Source organism: Synechococcus sp. PCC 7336 (assembly GCF_000332275.1).
In the GTDB taxonomy this organism is placed as follows: Bacteria; Cyanobacteriota; Cyanobacteriia; order Thermostichales; family PCC-7336; genus PCC-7336.
Window position 1 is genome coordinate 3608547 of record NZ_CM001776.1, and the last position, 17719, is coordinate 3626265.

The window sequence follows — 17719 nt, forward strand, 5'->3', positions numbered from 1 at the left end:
AAAGTAAAAGAACGTAGCGAAATGCTAGAGAAGTAAGGGTTTGACCCCTACCAGGTAAGAACTTATCTCAATGAGTTTACTCGTCCTTGTTACGTGTATTACGTTGTTGCAATTGCATGCCGATAGTACCTCGACAGGCACGGGCTTTGCAGGCTAAAGCGATTTTTCGCTTTCACTACACTAGCGGAGCGCGATCGATTCGACGAATGGCCACCACTGCAGGGCGAGGAGGAACGTTGGGTTGCCGATCCGGCCAGTTGGACCCCAGCGGCACTTGCCGCGTTTGAGTAAAAGGCTGGCCGTCAGTGGTCCGCATCTCGTACTGGCGGGTTTCAAAAGCCATATCTCGGCGGATACCGTGCAGTTCTCCCGGATGCTGGGCGGCTAAAAATAGGGTGCTGTTGTCGGCGGTGAAAAACGGGCCGGTCATCTCCGATTCCATCGGTCCATACCCAAATAGGAAAGCTTGTCCGGCCCAATCGTCGGCTGTGGGGACATACCACACTGAGTTGTTGCCGTAGAGGCCGCGCAATCTGGACTGGCCGATCGGTTCCCCTGCGGCATCGACGCGATCGCTCGGGACGGCTAAGTTGTGACGACTGGTGGACATATCTGTCACCATCCACAGGCTGCCATTGCGATCGAATTCGAGATTATCTGGGTTGGCAAAGCCCAATCCCCCCTCGGCAGGTTCGCCACCCACGGCAAATTTATTCCAGGTAAAGGTCATCGCCCCCGGCTCGTTGCCATCTTCAACGAGCTTGACAATCCAGCCGTATTCCCAGACTGCGCCGTCCGCTCTGAAAATGACCTTATCGGGACCGCCATCGCTTCCAGGACTACCCGAAGTAAAAGCGATGAAGAGGCTGCCGTCGGGAGCAATATCGGTATCTTCGGGACGCGCAGTCGCAGTGGCACCGGCAGCATTTGCGGCGTAGTGGGCATCAATTAAGATTGCCCCTTGCTTTTGTTCGTCGGTGCCTGCGTAGAGATCGCCGAGGGTGGCAAATCTCGCCCGAAATGCTGCAATTGCGCCATTAGACTCAGCTTGGAATATACCGCCATCAGGGCGCTGGGGCAGACTGACGACAGGCTCGCCCCCCCTGCCGAAGATATCGCTGGGGCGGACGGGTTTGACGGGGGTACTGGGGTTGAGGGGAATCCACTTGCCGCTGCCGTCGGGGTTGAATTTAGCCGCGTAGAGCATGCCGTCTTCCATCAGCCGAGAGTTGGCTTTGTCGGTGGGGTCTGTGACGGACTGGGTGCTGACGAATTTGTAGAGATGGCCACCCTGGCGATCGCAGCCAGAATAAACCGCCAGTGGTTTATCAGCTTCAGCCCGAAAGGCAACTGCTTCGTGACGGTAGCGTCCCAGCCAGGTGTGCTTGGTACCGCAATCCTCTGGATTGACGGGATCGACCTCCACCATCCAACCGTATTTGTTACCTGCCAGCCCAAAAATGTTACCGAGCCCCTGAAAGCTAGCAAATTTGAAGGGGGAAGTGGACGGATCGAGGGAAGACCCGTCGGGCATAACCGGTTCGGGAACGAGGTTCTGGATATTCTCTTCGGCGCTGAGCACCGTTCCCCAAGGGGTGGTGCCGCCCGCACAGTTGCCAAATGTGCCGATGATGTTTGCTCCCAAGCCATCCTCGTAGCCCATTTTGTTCGTCTTCCCGAAGGCGGTGACGGCGGGACCGGTGGCTTTGAGATAGCGACCGTCTTCTAACCCAGAGATGCCGGTAATGCGGCGATCGCGATTGGAGAAGGTGCGCTCCCAGGTGCCGTCGGGGGTGCGATGGATAGAAATTACCCCAATACCGAGATCGAGCATGGCTTCTTTGGCGATCGCCATCAATTCCACCTTGACGGGGTCGGTCTCGCTGAGGCTGAAGGCATCTAGCACTCCAGCGGGGGCTGCGGCAGTGACAGTGCTCGTATCTAGGGACTTGCCGATGACAGCAGGATAGGTGGCCATCCAGGTGTTACTGCTGATGTATTCGAAATTAACGGTCAAAACCCCTTCGTCGGGGCCGGTTTCGACGTAGGAGAGGTAGTCGTTGTTATAGCCGAAACGGGAATCGCCGACGCGATCGCCCCAGGCGGCAATGACATCGTAGGTATACCCTTCGGGGAGAAGCAAGTCATCGACAACTGCGAAACTGGCATAGGCTGCAGGCTGGTCGGCAGTCGCGATGCCATCCGTTACCAGTGGCATTGCCCCCTGGAGGATGGGAAAAGGCAGACTGGCCGCGCGGGCGATCGGAGCAGTTCCAGTTAAGGGGCTTTCTAGTAATGTGGCGGCTGCACCAGCGCCAGCGCTGGCTCCTAGAAACACGAGAAAGTCGCGACGCGTAAAGGCCATTGAGGGCCACTTGAAAGTCTTCATCTCACATGCTCGGAGATCGAAGTCGCATTGACAGTTAGGAGATCGTTAACGAGGGGTTAACGTTCGAGTTTTAGGGTTCTCTGCAGGCGATATCATTTGGGTCTAGTTCCAGAGGAATGAGTTCGATCGCCCGTCATAGCTCTAGGGGGTTCACCTGTACCTTCACTTGCTCGGTCTCTCTCAATGAATGACATCGTGGCTCGTCAAAGCATTAAGCAACAATTTTTCGATCGCTGGGCAACTGTCTACGACTGCCCGTTCACTTCCTTCTTTTATCAGGTCGTCCACGAGCTTTTGCTCGCACGCGTCCGACTGGGCGATCGCGCTGAGGTGCTCGATCTCGGCTGCGGGACGGGACGCTTTCTCGATCGCCTAGCAAAGCACTACCCTCGGGTTCGCAGTATCGGGCTGGATCTGTCTCCCCAAATGCTGTGTAAGGCTCGCGGAAGCTTTCGCCACAGACCTCGCCCCATTTTCGTGCGAGGGAGTGCCGATGCGATGCCTTTTGGCGATGGGCAGTTTGATGCGGTTTTTTGTACCTTCAGTTTTTTGCACTATCTCGAACCCAAAGCTGTGTTTCGGGAAATCGCTCGCGTATTGCGGCCAGGGGGCAGCTTCTATTGGGTCGATGGCAAGCCAATCTTTGAACGTGGAACTATCCAATGGCCCGTCACCCCTGGAGGTGTTCGGCTGTACGGTCCCAATGCGCGGGAAAGGCTGGGCGCACAGGCTGGACTGCAATGGGTCGAGCACCCACACTTGCTGGGATCGGTGCTGATGAGCGCGTTCGCCAAACCGAAAGCTCGCCGCTCTGGCGGAGCGATTGCCTAGCTCGAGCTGTCTGGGTTATTTGTATCTTTCTCGGTTATTTTCGGCAGTGTCCGGCCAGAGCTCAGCCAGACCACTATTGTGCTGATAGTCGTTCCTACAATGACAGCCAATGGTAGGATTACACCGCTGCCGGTCATCGATATGATTGGGATACAAATAGCCAGCATTCCGGTGGCAAAACCCCAAATAATGGCGGTAGTACCAATTTTGAATCCTATCCCTGATGTTTTATTTTCCATAACTCTATCCACTGAATGCCTCCGCACTCTTTAGTTTCCACTATAGTTTGTGGGCGGCGACATTGTGGAGAAAGAGCATCATAGAAAGTATTACCTGCTATTGAAACACACTAATGGTTGTATTGTATCGATCGGGCGATATATCATTTTTAGCAGCTTAAAGTTCTATTTTTACTGCCGTGCATTTACTATTGTTTCTTTAACTTTTTGTCTAGAATAATGATAGGGCTAGGACCTGTTGATAGTATGGGCTGAAGTACGCTGTTTATTGATACCTCAAGCACTGAGTTGGTTGACTTTTTATGATTCGCTCTCCTTCTTTTTTGTGCCAAAGTGGCAACACTCGCTTTACCTAAAGATTTATCTTGCGGTTGTCACCTTAACTTAAGAGGGCTCTGGCAGAAACTAATTTTGGAAATAGATTGAGGAACAATCGTAGAGCACTAAATTTTTACTTTAGTAAAGTCAAGTTCCCTTTCAGGTAAACAATATTTTGAGGACTAGAGTTTTTCAGAGAATAACATAAGCGGTCTGGAGTCCTTGGTTGATAAGCCTTTAGAAATATCCTCAAAACTACGGTTTTCAAATTAGATGTACAAGTTGGATGCAGTTTAGATTAGCTCTCATTTAGAGGGATGAAAACCAAACCATTACTTATGAGGTACGGTAATGATGCATGAAACTGTTTTACCGGCGAAGAGTTCTGCTCTAGCGATCGCAGACGTCTCAAATTATGCGATTCATTTGATGCATACTGGCAGATCGTCTTTATCCGTTCACCTCAGTGAAGGGCAAACTAAACTCGCCCAACTGCTGTCGCAGATTGCAGAAGGCATCGATCCAGCGAAGGTCTGGAATGCTGCAGTAGAAATCGCTTCCTACTGCGTTGTGGTTGGAGAAATGGCTCACTACACTTGGTTGAAGCATGACGAGTTGGTTGCATCTGAAGTGGAAGTGGTGGTGAAGCGGCTCTGTTGTAAATAACTAGCTCCAATAACCTGGATATACGGAGTGTTTGAAAATCAGTCAATTGTTGCTGTAACACGTCAGTTCGACAAGTGTCTGGCCCCCATCCCCTAGCCCCTTCCCCCCTCGCGAAGCGTGGCGTCAGCCGTAATTCTGGGGGAAGGGGAACCGAACGGTAGATTGAGGGTTTCAAGCTGTTTCTCCCCTCGCCCAAAATTGATGCTGCTGGCGAAATTCATATTCCGAAACATTGGCCATTTGTCTAGATGCCTGTGGCCCCCTTCCCCTAACCCCTACCCCCAACTTTGGGGGCAGGGGAACAAGGCCCCGTAAGGATTTTCGGCTGTTTCTCCCCTCTCCCAAACTTACGGCTGACGCCACGCTTCGCGAGGGGAGAGGGGCCGGGGGTGAGGGCCATGCAGAGTCATCGAACTCAGGTTGTAACAAATAGCAAGGCGATCGCCACCCTCAGGTACGATCGCCAAAATCGAAGCGGTTGTGGCAACTCTACAGGTCGCGGCCTCTAAAGCTGTACTCCATGTCGGGAGTGGCAGCCACCCGATCCATATCCGTCATATCAGCCCGCACAATCCATTTTTTCAGCGTGCGCTGGTAACTGGGAACAAAAGGCTTCTCGGCACCAGCAGACAGCAGATAGGCAGGACGAGCGGACTCTGCAGACTTGACGGTTACCCGCTGGCCGCGATACCAAAACTCGTCGATCGCCCCAGGACGATTCATCGCGGCTGCAAACTCGGGATCGACCGGCAGACCGCGATACTGAAACTCACCCGCATCTCGCTCGGCCAAAAATTGCTGGCACCAGGCGGCGATCGCCTCGGCATCGAGGGGGCGATTGGCAGGAAGGATGCGATCGTTGATAAAGGCAATTAACCAAACAAAAATAGACCCAGCAAAGTTTTGCACTCGCTGGCGCTGGCGATCGCAGAAACTGGCAAATTTGGCGTTAGAACGCTGAACGGTCATGAGGCTTACCACAGGCGTTGATGAATCAAAGTGATTATAGCGAGAATTTTCCCTCGAAAGGTTCATTCCGAACCCCTGGCCAGATCGAATTCTGCATCGAAGTCGAACTCGTCAACCGGCACGTCATTGCGATCGTCCAATTCCTCTAAATCTTCTAGAACCTCCTCCTCCTCAATCTCGTAAGTAACGGGGCCAGGCGGACGCTCGGGCGCAACGTACATCACTTCCCCTGCATCTTCCGCCGCATAGTATTCGTCGGCATCCTTGATATCGATCTTCCAACCGGTCAAGCGGGCTGCCAGCCGCACGTTTTGCCCCTCTTTCCCGATCGCCAAACTGAGCTGATCGGACGGCACTAACACGTGGGCCTGCTGGATATCGGGATCGACGAGGCGCACTTCCACAATGCGTGCGGGGCTGAGGGCATTGGCGATGTAGGTAGAGGGGTCTGGAGACCAGCGAATCACGTCGATCTTTTCCCCGCGCAGTTCCGCAACCACCACTTGAATGCGAGAACCGCGCGCGCCGATACAGGCTCCGACGGGGTCCACGTCGCGCTCTAGGGTATCGACAGCAATTTTGGTGCGGGGGCCGACATTGCGGGAGGGAGGATTGGCCTCGCGCGCCACTGCCACAATACGCACGATGTCATCTTCAATTTCGGGAACTTCGTTGGCAAAGAGGTAGACCACCAAGCCTGCGTCAGCCCGAGAAACAATCAGTTGCGGTCCTCGGCGAGAGCCCTCGGCCACCCGCTGCAGATAGACTTTCATGACCGCGCCGATGGTATAGCGATCGTTGGCCAACTGCTGGCGGCGGGGCAATTCCGACTCCACTTCCGCTTGCCCGAAGCCGCTGGTGACACCGATAATCACAGACGATCGCTCTAAGCGCAGCACTCGTCCCTGCAAGACGGTGCCCTCCAAATCCTGAAATTCCTCTTGGATCAGGCGACGCTGCTGGTCTCGCAACTTCTGCGACAGCACTTGCTTGGTCTGAATGGCCGCCATGCGGCCAAAATCTGCTTGCTCGGGGGTGACATCCACCACCACTTGCCCCCCTGCTTCCGCTTCGGGAGCGACTTGACGCACGTCATCCAAACTGATTTCGTGGTCGGGGTTGACCACTTCTTCCATGATGGTCTTGGTGGCCAGCACTCGAAACCCGCCCGATTCAATATCGAGCTCCACATCGAAGTTGCCAAAATACTCTTCGTCAAAGGCGTGACTGTCTCGCAAGAGGGTTTTGCGATAGCGCTCGTAGCCCTTGAGCAGGGCCTCCCTCAGGGCCGCCGTCACCGCAGACTTGGGTAAGTTCCGCTCGCGACTAATCACATCAACCATTTCACCCAGTCCGGGTAGAGTCACCATTGACATGGCGATCGCTCCTTACAGTTTCGGAAACACACTTGAAAAAATCAACTCGCTCGGGATGCCCGCCACCTGTGGCTGGGGGTCGGGGGAGGCCAGCCAGACTTACAGCAACGATGCTGCTAAGGGGTTTCTCCATCCAATAGCTTGACCTGTTGGGCATCTGCACGGGGGAGTTTGACGGGACGTCCTTTCTGAGAGAGCCACACCCAATCTGGATCGCGTTTTTGCAACCTGCCGGTCCACTCGGTCTGGCCCTTGAAGGGGGCAGAGAGTGTAACGGCAACGCTGAACCCTTTGAACACCTCAAAGTCGCGATCGCTGCTGAGATACTGCGACAAGCCCGGACTGGAAATTTCCAACAGGTAGGCCCCAGGAATGGGGTCGTCTTGCTCCAGTCGGGTGCCGAGGGCACGGCTCATGGCCTCGCAATCAGCATGGCTGGTGTCTCTCTCCCGATCGAGTTGGCGGATATCCAACCGCATCACGGGCGGATTTTGGTTGGTGTAAAACACCACGTTGACCAATTCCAACCCCAGCGCTCGGGCGATCGGGTTGGCAATCTTGGCAAATTCGCCAGCAAGAGGATGGGGCATAACCTCAGAGGGGACGGAACTAAGACAACAAAAAAGTGGGCTTGCACCCACTTCTCACCTAGCCATTTCGGCTAACAGCCCTAGCCATTTCGGCTAACAGCAACGATCGCCGCGAAGGCAAACCGCTGCCCTTACTGTAGCAAACCCTGTTCCTAAATTGGCAAGGCTTGCATATTCAACCACTTGCGCGACTCAGACAGCGGAGGCGATCGCCCCTCAATCTTCCAGAATGTCTTAACTCCTGGAAATGGAGACGGCTATTCTGCCTGAAGGGAGGCCAAAGCCTGTTCGAAGAGGTTGAGAGGAGCTGCACCCGGAATCAGTAGGTTGTTCATCACGAAGGTGGGCGTACTTCTAATCCCCAACGCATTGGCGATTTCCAAGTCGCGTTCGATCGCCTGACGCGATTCGCGACTGTTGCGATCGCGATCGAACTGCTCCATATCGAGCCCCAGGTCTTCGGCAGTCTGCACGTACAACGGTTCTCCGAGCTCGGCTTGATTTTCAAACAGGCGATCGTGATACTCCCAAAATTTGCCCTGTTGTTCGGCAGCCCAAGAGGCGCGGGCAGCAGGCAGGGCTTGAGGATGAATTTGAACGATAGGTAGATGTTTGTAGACTAACTGGACGGAATCGCCGTGGGTGGCCATAAACTCTTTGACGGTGGGATAAGCTCTGGCACAAAACGGGCATTGAAAATCGGAAAACTCGATCAAAAAAACCTCTGCCCCTTCAGCCCCGATACGAGGAGAATCGCCGATTAGGGCAGCTAAACCATTCTCGCGCACGTATCGATCCACCACTTGCTGGCGATTTTCAATATTCGAGGGTTGGGGACTCGAACCTGACAGTAAAGGTAGCAGGACGGGGAGAAGGGGCAGAGAAATAATCATCAGGACGCCAATGCCCAACCCCAGCAATTGGATGAACGGCTTAGACCGCCGACTATCGGGTTTCTTCTTAGCCACAAATGCATCTCCCCAGTCAATCTGCTGAATCGAATAGTATGGTGCTGATTGCTTAACCTCAGACTCACACATCCTAGAGAGATTCCTCCCTATTGCGCAAGCTGCAATCGCTTGACGGATTCGAGTATGGGGAAAACCTGGAGATACAGCCTCGGGAGGGTGTGACTTCGCCCCTCATTCCCAAACTCCAGTTGCGAAGGGAATAAAATTCGATTCAAGCTTTGAGGGCCTTGAGTTCATCTTGACCGAGGGCTTGCCAGACTTCTTGACCTTTAAACCCATCTTGCAAGACTACGCAAAACCGACCGCTATCGAGCCCCTCGCGACAAGCGGCGATCGCTGCTTGAATATCTCCAAACTGGCTGGTGCGTCGAAACACGCGCCGACGATAGCGAAACAGCACCAGTTGGGATTGGGGCTGTTTCATTTTCAGGAGTTCGACGTCTTGCCTGGACAGAATCAGCATTGGAATTCTCTGCAACGTTCGAAAAACTTCAAGCAGCCCGTGCGCGAGGCTTGGAATTCGGCCCGCGACCCTTGCAACTCGCGGCAATCGCGTCTCCCCAACCGCTGTTCCTCAATTGACAAATACTGCCAGTCTCCCCTCAGAATGTAGTCCTGTCAATTGGCACAGTTACCTAGGTAGATTGCCCAGCCGATAGGCGGGATCGTACAGTGCGAGATTATTTGGCCAGTCCGAAATTATTTGGAGATCGCCAATGCTAGCCGCTCTATAACTGGAGCGGCAGAGACAATATGTCGGTGCAAGCCCAATTGGCGGGGAGAAATACCTAAGGCCAAACCGACTAATTGGGGGAGGTGCAGGACTGGCAGTTGAAAGGGTTTGCCGACCACTCGTTCGATTTCGGGTTGGCGGGAGTCGAGGTTGAGATGGCAGAGGGGGCAGGGGGTCACCATGCAGTCGGCTCCTGCGGCGATCGCCTCCTCAATATGATTTCCTGCCATACGAAATGCCTGTTCGGGGGCGTAGCTGGAGATGGGCCAACCGCAGCATTGGGTTCTGCCGCGATAGAAGACGGGCTCGGCTCCGAGGGTTTCGAATAGATTCTCTAGCGAGCGGGGATTGTGGGGATCGTCAACGGGATTGTGTTTTTGCGATCGCAATAGATAGCAGCCGTAGAAGGCCGCGCATTTGAGACCGCTCAGTCGCTGTTTGACCCGCTCGCCGATCGCCTCTAGCCCGTAATCTCGCACCAATGCCCAGAGCAAGTGTTTGACTTCGCCAGAGCCTTTGTAAAGATGTTTGCAGCCCCCCTGCTGGCAGGTGTGGTTGACGCGATCGAAATAGTCGGGGCGCTCGCGCTTGGCCGCTTTCAACTTTTCATCGACGCGGCCGAGTACCCCCTGGCAAGTGCTGCAATGGGTCAGCATGGGCAGATTGAGGGCTTCAGCCAAGGCTAAATTGCGGGCATTGACGGAATCTTCCAGCAGTTCCGAAGTTTCTTTAAACGTGCCGGAACCGCAGCAGCTCGCCTGTTTCAGTTCGATCAGCTCGATCCCCAAGGCTTCGGTGACCAGCGCAGTAGAATCGTACAGCTCTCGGCAAGCCCCTTGGGCGACGCAGCCGGGATAGTAGGCGTATTTCAAACTCATGACTGGCCCTCCGCTGCTTCAATTACTCGACGCACTTCTGCTGTCCCTTCTGAGGCTTCAAAGGTCGTGGGAAACTTGCCGTGGGTAACCATTCCCAAGCCGAGGGGAACTAAGCTGAGCAACCCTTTCAAATCGCGAAAGTAATTGCCCACCACTGCAACCCCAAATTTACGCTCGTCCACCCAGCCCCCTTGTTTGACTAAACTGACCATTGTCTTGCGATGGCGCACCGCTCGACTGGCAGCTCCAGCAGGGGGAGAGATGGCGAGGGTCGCCTGTTTGATTTTAGTGATTTGGTCGAGGGGAGCGACCTCCATCGGGCAGACGTCATTGCAGTTTTGACAGCGGGTACAGCCCCAGACGCCATCGAGATTGTCGAGCTCTCGGACTCGCTCTGCAGTGCGATCGTCGCGGGTGTCTAACCGCACGCGATTGGCTTTGGCGAGGGCGTGGGGACCGACAAAACCGGGATTGACTTCCTTCGCATTGCAATCGGAGTAACAGGCGCCGCACATGATGCAGTTGCCCATTTGGTTGAGTTTGTTTCGCTCCTGCGGCAGTTGAATGAATTCGCGCTCGGGAATGGTGCGGGAGGCAGTGCTGACATAGGGATCGACCCGCTTGAGATCGGTCCAAAATGCTTGCATGTCCACCACGAGATCTTTGACGACGGGCAGGTTTCCCATCGGTCCGATAAGAATGCGATCGCGACCGGCGAGGGCTTCGTCGATGTGCAGTTGGCAGGCGAGACCGGCGCGATCGTTGATGCGCATGGCGCAGCTACCGCAGATGGTGTTGCGGCAGTTTTTGCGGAAGGCGAGGCTGCCGTCCTGCTCCCATTTGATCTGGGTCAGGGCATCGAGAATAGTGCTCTTGGGATTGACGTCGATGGAGTAGGGTTGGAGGCTCGGCGGAGCGTCGGGGGCAGTTTGGCGGAAGATGCGAAATTCGACGTTCATGATGGAGACTCAATATTTGCGTTCTTTGGGTTCGAAGCGATCGATCGCAACAGGACGATAGTCGATTTTGACCGAGCCATCTCTGACGTAGGCCAATGTGTGTTTGAGGAAGTTGGCATCTTCGCGGCTGGGGTAATCTTCGCGGGAATGGGCTCCGCGACTTTCTCGGCGGTAAAGGGCTCCAGTCATAATGGTGGCACCGACGGTCAGGAGATTGCGCAATTCCCACATCTCCGTCAATTCGGTATTCCAGATTTTGCCGCTGTCGTCGAGGCGAATATTGGACAATTGCGATCGCAGCTCTTCCAATCTACTCAACCCTTCTCCCATTGAGGCTTCCGTGCGATAGACACCGCAAAACTCCGTCATGCAATCTTGAAATTGGCGCCGAAGGCGATCGATCCGGTATTCCCCCTGCTGTTCCAACAGTTGAGCCCGATCGTTTTCCGCCTCCTCTAGTAGGCTAGCTTCGTTGAGTACGGGAAGAGAGCGCCCTTCGATATAGCCAGCCATCGTCGCCCCCGCCCGCCGACCGTAAACTACGCATTCCAACAGCGCATTGCTGCCCAATCGGTTTGCACCGTGGACTGAGACGCAAGCGGTTTCCCCTGCTGCGAAGAACCCTTCCACAAAGCCATCGGGGCCGTTTCGTACCCGGCAATCGGTGTCGACAGGAATGCCCCCCATTGAATAGTGGATTGTGGGGCGTACCGGGATGGGTTCCTCCACAGCATCGATGCCGAGATGCCGATGGGCTTCCTCCCAACAGAAGGGTAAGCGCTGGTGAATCATCTCTGCCCCCAGATGCCGCAGGTCGAGATGGACATAGGTGCCGCCATCGATACCCCGTCCGGCTCTGACTTCTGTGACGATCGCTCTGGACGTAATATCTCGCGGGGCCAGCTCCATTTGCTTGGGGGCATAAGTGGCCATGAAGCGATCGCCATCATTGTTAAGCAGATGCGCCCCTTCTCCCCGTACCGCTTCGGAGATGAGAACTCCTACCGGATACAACCCCGTCGGATGGAACTGCACGAACTCCATATCCTGCAGCGGCAAGCCCGCCCGCGCGGTCATCGCCAAACCATCCCCCGTACAGGAGTAGTCGTTTGAAGTGGTATTGAACACCCGACCGTAGCCCCCTGTAGCAAACATAATCGCTTTGGCCCGCAATACCTGGAAGCGTCCGGTGGATTGCTCGTACATCACCAACCCTTTGGCGACGCTGTCTTCCACAATTAGGCGGGTGACGTACCATTCGTCATAAATGTGTGTGCCGTAGCGCAGCAGACTGCTGACCAGCTCGTGCAGGATGGCGTGGCCGGTTTTGTCGGCGGCGTAGCAAGTGCGACGGTAGCTGTGCCCGCCAAAGGCCCGTTGGGCAATCTTGCCATCTTCCACGCGGGAGAATAGCACGCCCAAATGTTCCAAATCGTAGATAACCTGTGGGGCTTCTTTGGTCAGAATTTCGACCGCATCTTGATCGGCTAGATAATCGGAGCCTTTAACAGTGTCGAAGGCATGAGCTTCCCAAGAGTCTTCTGAATCGACATTTTTGAGGGTGGCGGCGATTCCCCCTTGGGCGGCAACGGAGTGGCTGCGGATGGGGTGGGTTTTGGCCACGACGGCTAAGTCGATGTCGGGATTGGTACGTTTGACTTCGAGTGCGGCTCTGCAGCCTGCTAAACCGCCCCCCACAATGACGATGTCGTGTTCTAGCATCGGTTTCTGACCTGCAGTTGCCTAAACCACTATTAGCAACCGAAAGGCCGGTCCCGGCCAAAATGCTGCTGCATCTTAATGAATTGCTAGCAGCTTCCGTTCGAGTAGATCGTCTCTGCGACCCTGGCGATCGCTGGATCGCATCCCGAATATTGCCCGAATGCTCGCTCGGAGCATCGAGAACCTTGTCTGTAGTATCCTCTCTGGCGATCGCGCGATCGCCCAATGGTTAGACTCCACCCGAGAACTGAAGTATTGAGAACATGATTCCAACTGATAGGCCCAGACCAAAGGTTAGCAGTAAAAGCAAAGCTAGTGATGCCTCAAATTTCCAAGCCCAGAATAAATTGACAGCTACAGGGCTAGAATTCTGCCACGCAAAGACTAAAGACATCAATGTGAGCGCTAGAGCAGAAAATAAAAACCAGGACATAATCTTTACCTCCGTGGTGGCTAAAAATCGAAATAATCCCAAGTCACAGCTCGATCGGTGAAGGGGTAAGAAGTTTCACCTGGAATGCCAGCTCGCCTATAGCTTCTGCGTGCCTTTTACCTTTTCCTGTTCGACTATTGAGGCGGTTCCCATAAGGATTGAGAATCTCCTACTCCTATACTCAGCATAGAAAAATGGCTACTCTTTTTTCAGGTCGGTGTATTGATGACTCAACTGACATCCATCAAGCTTCTTCTCATAGTTAGAATCCTGAGTGCCGAGAAGTTTGTCCCAGAATGTGAAATACAGACCGTAATGCACATTGTACTTGAGATGATGGACGGAATGATGGGCAGGTCCGATGAACCACTTACCCAGCCAATGGTGGGGAAACGACAGAGGCAATCGATCGATCCCGAGATGATTTAACACTGCCCAGACTGTCATAGTGGTGAGGGCTGCAATAAACGTGATGAAATGGAGTGGGACGATAAAGACGATGCCGATAAAAAAGAGGGACTGAACGATCGCCTCTAGTGGGTCGAAGGCAAATGAGGTCCACGGGGTTGGATAGCGCGATCTGTGATGCCCTCGATGCAACCAGGAAAAAAGTGAGGGATGGTGAAACAAGCGATGGGTAAAATAGAAATAGGCATCCTGGAGAAGCAATACGGAACCATAACTAACGCCTAAATACCAAAGCCCGTACTGTTGAGAGTGGCTGTATAAGCGAGTAATACCCCAACTGTATCCTGACATAACGATCGCCGCTGCCAACGCAAACACGCCTGCCGAGAGAACCGAGAGTTTAATATCGCGCTGAATCGATTGCCAGGAGGGAACCCGATGCTGTCGATTGCAATTGATAAAAGCTTGACTGAATGGCGAATAAAAGAACAAATACGTCCCCCCCGCCGCCAGGAAGTAGCGTAGCAGAATAATTCCAAAAAAAGCGATACCGTAAAACCCAAATGAATGTTCTATCATTTTCATATCCTTGCTATTCCCAATTTTCCATTTCGTTTTGAGGGAGTAGCAACCAACTTCAATTTCTTGGCAGATTGCTGCTGTAGCCTTACATCTACTATTCAACCATGCGAGTGAGGCTCGAGTGGCGTCATAAAAAGGTTATGGAAATTCAAGTCATCCAAAACTGAAAGGTTATTCCCGCTGGATGAGGGTAAAACCGGTTAATTTTGCAATCGAGGGTGAGAATGGATCGGTAGACGCCAACACATCTCTAACCACTGCACCTTGTCTGGCCGATTATTGGAAAACCGCAGCTCGGCATGAGTGATTGCAAGGCGATCGAGTGAGCCCTGCAGCCCGAAGCGAATAACAGCAGTCAGGAATCCATCCGGTCGAAACCGCAATGACAATCCCAGGTCTGTCAACAGCTCCGCAACTTCTCGAGTTACCTCTAAAGGCACTTGCACCTGCCGTTGCTCGTAGGGAATGGGGCAGCTCATCAGATTTTGCCTTTTCTTTATTATATTTTAAAGTTTTAATGCCAATAAAGAAAGCGATCGAGCGAACGGTTGGGAATCTAAGTACGGGGTAGGTTAGCGCACTTAAGCGATGAGATAACGCCTTCTATCTAATAATAGCAGCTAATTTTTGGAAATAACCTTATTCAAGGCATAAAATATAGCTCAATCCGCCAGATCGGAGAAAAATCGAACTCGCTATAACTATTGTGATTTTTGGAGATTGAATCTTCTCGCCAAGCTCTAAGGCAGTCCCATTCGCGTTGCATCGACAAATTCTTCAGTGGAATTATCGATCTGGCGCCCGCGCCTGCCCCCAGGTGCGTGGATGTACATTGTTTTGGGATCTATCTTCTCCTTCGGCTCTGGCGGCACTCGATCTCGAACTCTCAGGCACTCTCCCATCTCCCCAACGTTGCGGCAGATAGTTTATCGTAAAGGGGTATTCTCAGAAATACGGAACGCTAAACCTCGCTGTTCCCGAACAATATCTGCCAAGCGACATTATGACTGAGATTGGTCAACGACTGCAGAGTCGGTACTTAATTACAGACATGTTGAGCGGAGGCGGGTTTTCCGTCACCTTTCTCGCCCGAGATACTCACCTACCCGACTCTCCCATTTGTGTTGTCAAGCAGCTTAAAATTCTCAGCAACGATCCCCAATATGTCGAAAACGCCCGCAAGTTTTTCTTCAACGAAGCTAAAACCCTACGACAACTCGGCAAGACCCACAATCAAATCCCCGAGCTCCTAGCCTATTTTACTGATGACGATCGCGAAAATTTTTACATCGTTCAAGAATTTATTCCGGGCAAGACGCTCAGGCGAATGCTGGGTAGTGGAACTATTCTGTCCGAGCCTGAAGTTCTTTATATCCTCAAGCAAACTTTAGAAATCTTGGAGTTTGTCCACTCCTACAACGTGATTCACCTCGACATCAAGCCCGATAACCTTATTTTGAGGGACAGCGATCATAAAATTGTTTTAATTGATTTTGGCTCGGTCAAGCAGGTTAGAACTCAGTTCACTACCTCGACCAACCTAACGCCGCAAACAACCACTCTCGGCACACCGGGCTATATGCCCTGCGAACAATCTTACGGCAGGCCGAAATTGAGCAGCGATTTTTATGCCCTCGGTATGGTCGCCATTCAGGCGCTAACCGGTATCCATCCCAAGGAGCTCCACGAAGACTCCACCTCAGGCGAGATTATTTGGCAAGAGCGGGCCGCGATCGAGAGCGAATTCAAGGAATTACTCGGTAAGATGGTTCGCTATCACTTCGGGCAGCGCCATCAATCAGCAGCAGAAATCTTGCAAGAGATTGCCAAACTCGAATCGCTATACCCCGACAATCTGGATACTTGTCCCGAGCGCTTGCAAGCCCTCGTTGCCGATCGCCAACCCCCCCCTCAGCCACTGGCCACCCCCGATCGCACCGCAGACAGCGACTCCGCCACTGTAGAGAACAACCCACTGACCTTAATGGCATCCGAGCGAGACGAACCGATGGAGCTCGGTTCGATCGAAGCTATCCCGACCCCGCCTTACCCCCAGTCTTTTCCAGCGCAACAGAAATTGGCTCCACTGCGGGCCGCTGTTGGCTTTGCCCGTCAAACCAGTCTAGCTATTTGGCACCAATCCAAAGATCGTGCCCCTGCAGCCGTCCGCTCTGTTCGTAATGCTTACGCTACCTCGACCGATCGCCTGCGATCGCTGCTGGACAAAAGCGAAGTGAAGGCCAGTATCGCGATCGCCAGCTTCACTGCAATCCTCTTGGCCGTTGGGGCAAGCTGGTTCGCCGTTCGCTATATCGGGCAACTGCCAATCGTGTCCCGCGATCGCGAAATCTTGCTAGAGTCGCGCCAGCTTGCCGAAGTCAATCTAGAGGATGCCATTCAGAAAGCGCGGGAAATTCCGCCAGAGTCTCCTCTCCACAGCAGGGCAGTCACCCAGATCGAGAGTTACCGCCAAGCACTGCTCTCACAGCAGCAGTTGGAACGCGATCGCGATTTATTAGCTCGCGCCCGCACCCTATCTCCCACCGATCTGGAAGCCGCGATCACCACCGTTGCCCAAATCGACTCGGACTCGCCCCTGTCTGATGAGGCTCGCCTCGACAGTTGGAAGTGGCAGAGCAATCTACTGGAAACCCATCTAGCCAATAGCAGTCCGACGCTGGCTGCCCTCAGCCCTCAAATTGAAATCCGATCGGAGGGGCTCTTGCTTCAATACGATGACTCCTCCGATGCCAAGCTTGCCAGCGAAGAAGGTATCCGGCGGGTGGCGATCGCCATGATGGCAGCCCTGAGGTCCAAGTATACTGAATTTGACCGTTTGATTATTTACCCGGCAGAGAACGATCTGCAGGGCAGGGTTGACACGAGTTTGTGGATATCATACAAAAATGGCGACCTAACCCTTGACGAATTGCTCGATCGAATACCAGTGGTCGATCGCGTCAGTTCAGTCACCGATCGGGTTGCTGTCGCGCAGCAATTTTAGCAGTATGGGGAGATTGCGATGTTCGTGTGTCCGAGCTACTCGCGCCAATTCGGGATGCTATCTCTGGTGTTGGGTCTGTCAGCTCTGTGCTCAGTTCCAAGTGCTCTAGCTCAGCAGGAAGAAATCCAGCAACTGGAAGAGTTTCTCGCCCCTGCACCGGAGCCTGCTGCACCTGCTGCGCAGCCGAATCGCTTTGTTGCCCCCGCTCCGAGACCTTTAACGACATCGCCGAGTCAGTTACCTCCCCCAATCGCCACACCAGTAGTCTTGACTCCAAACAGCCATCGACCCGGAATCCTGGGCAATCCCAATCAGTTGAACGATGGTTTCTACCAAGACACCTATCAATTCAGTGGCGATGCGGGCGAGTTCGTCATGCTCAACCTAATTGGCAGTAGCGATCGCAGAATGCAACTCGATCCCTATCTCAAGCTCATCGGTCCCGACGGCGAGATCGTGGCTGAAGACGATAACAGCGGTTTCGATCCGGTCAGAGGAGATGCCCGCATCCTCTTGCCCTTACCCGAGACTGGCACTTACACCGTTGTTGTCACCAGCGCCACCCCCCAGGATCGAGGCCGCTACGCGATCGCGGTGCTAGAGGTTGAAGACCCCAGTAAGGTCCCGTAAATCCCTTCAGGCAAAACAACT

At 53.6% G+C, this 17719-nt stretch carries 17 protein-coding genes; 4 read left to right on the plus strand and 13 right to left on the minus strand.

The genetic code is table 11. The annotated features are described in order from the left end of the window. Nucleotides 1-175 precede the first annotated feature (175 nt). Nucleotides 176-2389, minus strand: a complete 2214-nt coding sequence (locus SYN7336_RS17140) for a PhoX family phosphatase (protein ID WP_017327165.1) — start codon at nt 2387-2389, stop codon at nt 176-178. Nucleotides 2390-2572: 183 nt separating this feature from the next. Between SYN7336_RS17140 and SYN7336_RS17145 the strand changes: the two genes are divergently transcribed. After that, nucleotides 2573-3220, plus strand: a complete 648-nt coding sequence (locus SYN7336_RS17145) for a class I SAM-dependent methyltransferase (protein WP_017327166.1) — start codon at nt 2573-2575, stop codon at nt 3218-3220. On the opposite strand, the gene SYN7336_RS26430 is transcribed toward SYN7336_RS17145, so the two are convergent. After that, nucleotides 3217-3459, minus strand: a complete 243-nt coding sequence (locus tag SYN7336_RS26430) for a hypothetical protein (RefSeq protein WP_017327167.1) — start codon at nt 3457-3459, stop codon at nt 3217-3219. The two genes, SYN7336_RS17145 and SYN7336_RS26430, sit on opposite strands and share 4 nt — an antisense overlap. 672 nt (nt 3460-4131) lie before the next feature. Between SYN7336_RS26430 and SYN7336_RS17155 the strand changes: the two genes are divergently transcribed. Further along, nucleotides 4132-4443 carry a hypothetical protein gene (locus SYN7336_RS17155; RefSeq protein ID WP_083885905.1) on the plus strand — a complete coding sequence of 104 codons (312 nt, stop codon included), beginning with the start codon at nt 4132-4134 and terminating at the stop codon, nt 4441-4443. 489 nt (nt 4444-4932) lie between these two features. On the opposite strand, the gene SYN7336_RS17160 is transcribed toward SYN7336_RS17155, so the two are convergent. The 11 genes from SYN7336_RS17160 to SYN7336_RS17210 form a co-directional block, all read right to left on the minus strand. After that, nucleotides 4933-5412, minus strand: a complete 480-nt coding sequence (locus tag SYN7336_RS17160; protein WP_038026066.1) for a hypothetical protein — start codon at nt 5410-5412, stop codon at nt 4933-4935. A 62-nt stretch (nt 5413-5474) separates the two neighbouring features. Further along, nucleotides 5475-6788, minus strand: coding sequence for a transcription termination factor NusA (gene nusA, locus SYN7336_RS17165; protein ID WP_038026068.1), 1314 nt, complete (start codon nt 6786-6788; stop codon nt 5475-5477). A gap of 116 nt (nt 6789-6904) precedes the next feature. Continuing rightward, entirely contained in the window at nt 6905-7378 is a 474-nt protein-coding gene (rimP, locus tag SYN7336_RS17170) for a ribosome maturation factor RimP (protein WP_017327171.1), read from the minus strand. Between the two features lie 257 nt (nt 7379-7635). Further along, entirely contained in the window at nt 7636-8346 is a 711-nt protein-coding gene (locus SYN7336_RS26435) for a thioredoxin domain-containing protein (protein ID WP_227498531.1), read from the minus strand. 214 nt (nt 8347-8560) lie between these two features. Further along, a complete protein-coding gene (locus SYN7336_RS17180; RefSeq protein ID WP_017327173.1) occupies nt 8561-8812 on the minus strand; it encodes a hypothetical protein in 252 nt (83 codons plus the stop codon). Nucleotides 8813-9048: 236 nt separating this feature from the next. Beyond that, the gene (locus SYN7336_RS17185; RefSeq protein WP_017327174.1) at nt 9049-9960 is read right to left on the minus strand and encodes a CoB--CoM heterodisulfide reductase iron-sulfur subunit B family protein; all 912 of its coding nucleotides are present in this window, start codon (nt 9958-9960) and stop codon (nt 9049-9051) included. Further along, a complete protein-coding gene (locus tag SYN7336_RS17190) occupies nt 9957-10919 on the minus strand; it encodes a succinate dehydrogenase/fumarate reductase iron-sulfur subunit (protein WP_017327175.1) in 963 nt (320 codons plus the stop codon). Before SYN7336_RS17190 ends, SYN7336_RS17185 begins: the two co-directional genes overlap by 4 nt. Nucleotides 10920-10928: 9 nt before the next feature. Beyond that, nucleotides 10929-12641 carry a succinate dehydrogenase/fumarate reductase flavoprotein subunit gene (locus tag SYN7336_RS17195; protein ID WP_017327176.1) on the minus strand — a complete coding sequence of 571 codons (1713 nt, stop codon included), beginning with the start codon at nt 12639-12641 and terminating at the stop codon, nt 10929-10931. A gap of 229 nt (nt 12642-12870) precedes the next feature. Continuing rightward, entirely contained in the window at nt 12871-13074 is a 204-nt protein-coding gene (locus tag SYN7336_RS33085; RefSeq protein ID WP_156820203.1) for a lipopolysaccharide assembly protein LapA domain-containing protein, read from the minus strand. Between the two features lie 198 nt (nt 13075-13272). Next, complete coding sequence (locus SYN7336_RS17205; RefSeq protein ID WP_369791863.1) at nt 13273-14067, minus strand: sterol desaturase family protein; 795 nt, start codon at nt 14065-14067, stop codon at nt 13273-13275. 197 nt (nt 14068-14264) lie between these two features. Then, nucleotides 14265-14543, minus strand: coding sequence for a hypothetical protein (locus SYN7336_RS17210; RefSeq protein ID WP_017327179.1), 279 nt, complete (start codon nt 14541-14543; stop codon nt 14265-14267). A 524-nt stretch (nt 14544-15067) separates the two neighbouring features. On the opposite strand from SYN7336_RS17210, the gene SYN7336_RS28200 reads away from it, so the two are divergent. After that, nucleotides 15068-17068 carry a serine/threonine-protein kinase gene (locus tag SYN7336_RS28200; protein WP_017327180.1) on the plus strand — a complete coding sequence of 667 codons (2001 nt, stop codon included), beginning with the start codon at nt 15068-15070 and terminating at the stop codon, nt 17066-17068. 18 nt (nt 17069-17086) lie between these two features. Then, entirely contained in the window at nt 17087-17698 is a 612-nt protein-coding gene (locus SYN7336_RS28205; RefSeq protein WP_017327181.1) for a PPC domain-containing protein, read from the plus strand. Nucleotides 17699-17719: the final 21 nt, after the last annotated feature.

Coding starts and splice junctions, on each gene's coding strand:
- SYN7336_RS17140 (WP_017327165.1), bottom strand. CDS start 2,389: ATGAAGACTTTCAAGTGGCCCTCAATGGCCTTTACGCGTCGCGACTTT.
- SYN7336_RS17145 (WP_017327166.1), top strand. CDS start 2,573: ATGAATGACATCGTGGCTCGTCAAAGCATTAAGCAACAATTTTTCGAT.
- SYN7336_RS26430 (WP_017327167.1), bottom strand. CDS start 3,459: ATGGAAAATAAAACATCAGGGATAGGATTCAAAATTGGTACTACCGCC.
- SYN7336_RS17155 (WP_083885905.1), top strand. CDS start 4,132: ATGCATGAAACTGTTTTACCGGCGAAGAGTTCTGCTCTAGCGATCGCA.
- SYN7336_RS17160 (WP_038026066.1), bottom strand. CDS start 5,412: ATGACCGTTCAGCGTTCTAACGCCAAATTTGCCAGTTTCTGCGATCGC.
- nusA (WP_038026068.1), bottom strand. CDS start 6,788: ATGTCAATGGTGACTCTACCCGGACTGGGTGAAATGGTTGATGTGATT.
- rimP (WP_017327171.1), bottom strand. CDS start 7,378: ATGCCCCATCCTCTTGCTGGCGAATTTGCCAAGATTGCCAACCCGATC.
- SYN7336_RS17180 (WP_017327173.1), bottom strand. CDS start 8,812: ATGCTGATTCTGTCCAGGCAAGACGTCGAACTCCTGAAAATGAAACAG.
- SYN7336_RS17185 (WP_017327174.1), bottom strand. CDS start 9,960: ATGAGTTTGAAATACGCCTACTATCCCGGCTGCGTCGCCCAAGGGGCT.
- SYN7336_RS17190 (WP_017327175.1), bottom strand. CDS start 10,919: ATGAACGTCGAATTTCGCATCTTCCGCCAAACTGCCCCCGACGCTCCG.
- SYN7336_RS17195 (WP_017327176.1), bottom strand. CDS start 12,641: ATGCTAGAACACGACATCGTCATTGTGGGGGGCGGTTTAGCAGGCTGC.
- SYN7336_RS33085 (WP_156820203.1), bottom strand. CDS start 13,074: ATGTCCTGGTTTTTATTTTCTGCTCTAGCGCTCACATTGATGTCTTTA.
- SYN7336_RS17205 (WP_369791863.1), bottom strand. CDS start 14,067: ATGAAAATGATAGAACATTCATTTGGGTTTTACGGTATCGCTTTTTTT.
- SYN7336_RS17210 (WP_017327179.1), bottom strand. CDS start 14,543: ATGAGCTGCCCCATTCCCTACGAGCAACGGCAGGTGCAAGTGCCTTTA.
- SYN7336_RS28200 (WP_017327180.1), top strand. CDS start 15,068: ATGACTGAGATTGGTCAACGACTGCAGAGTCGGTACTTAATTACAGAC.
- SYN7336_RS28205 (WP_017327181.1), top strand. CDS start 17,087: ATGTTCGTGTGTCCGAGCTACTCGCGCCAATTCGGGATGCTATCTCTG.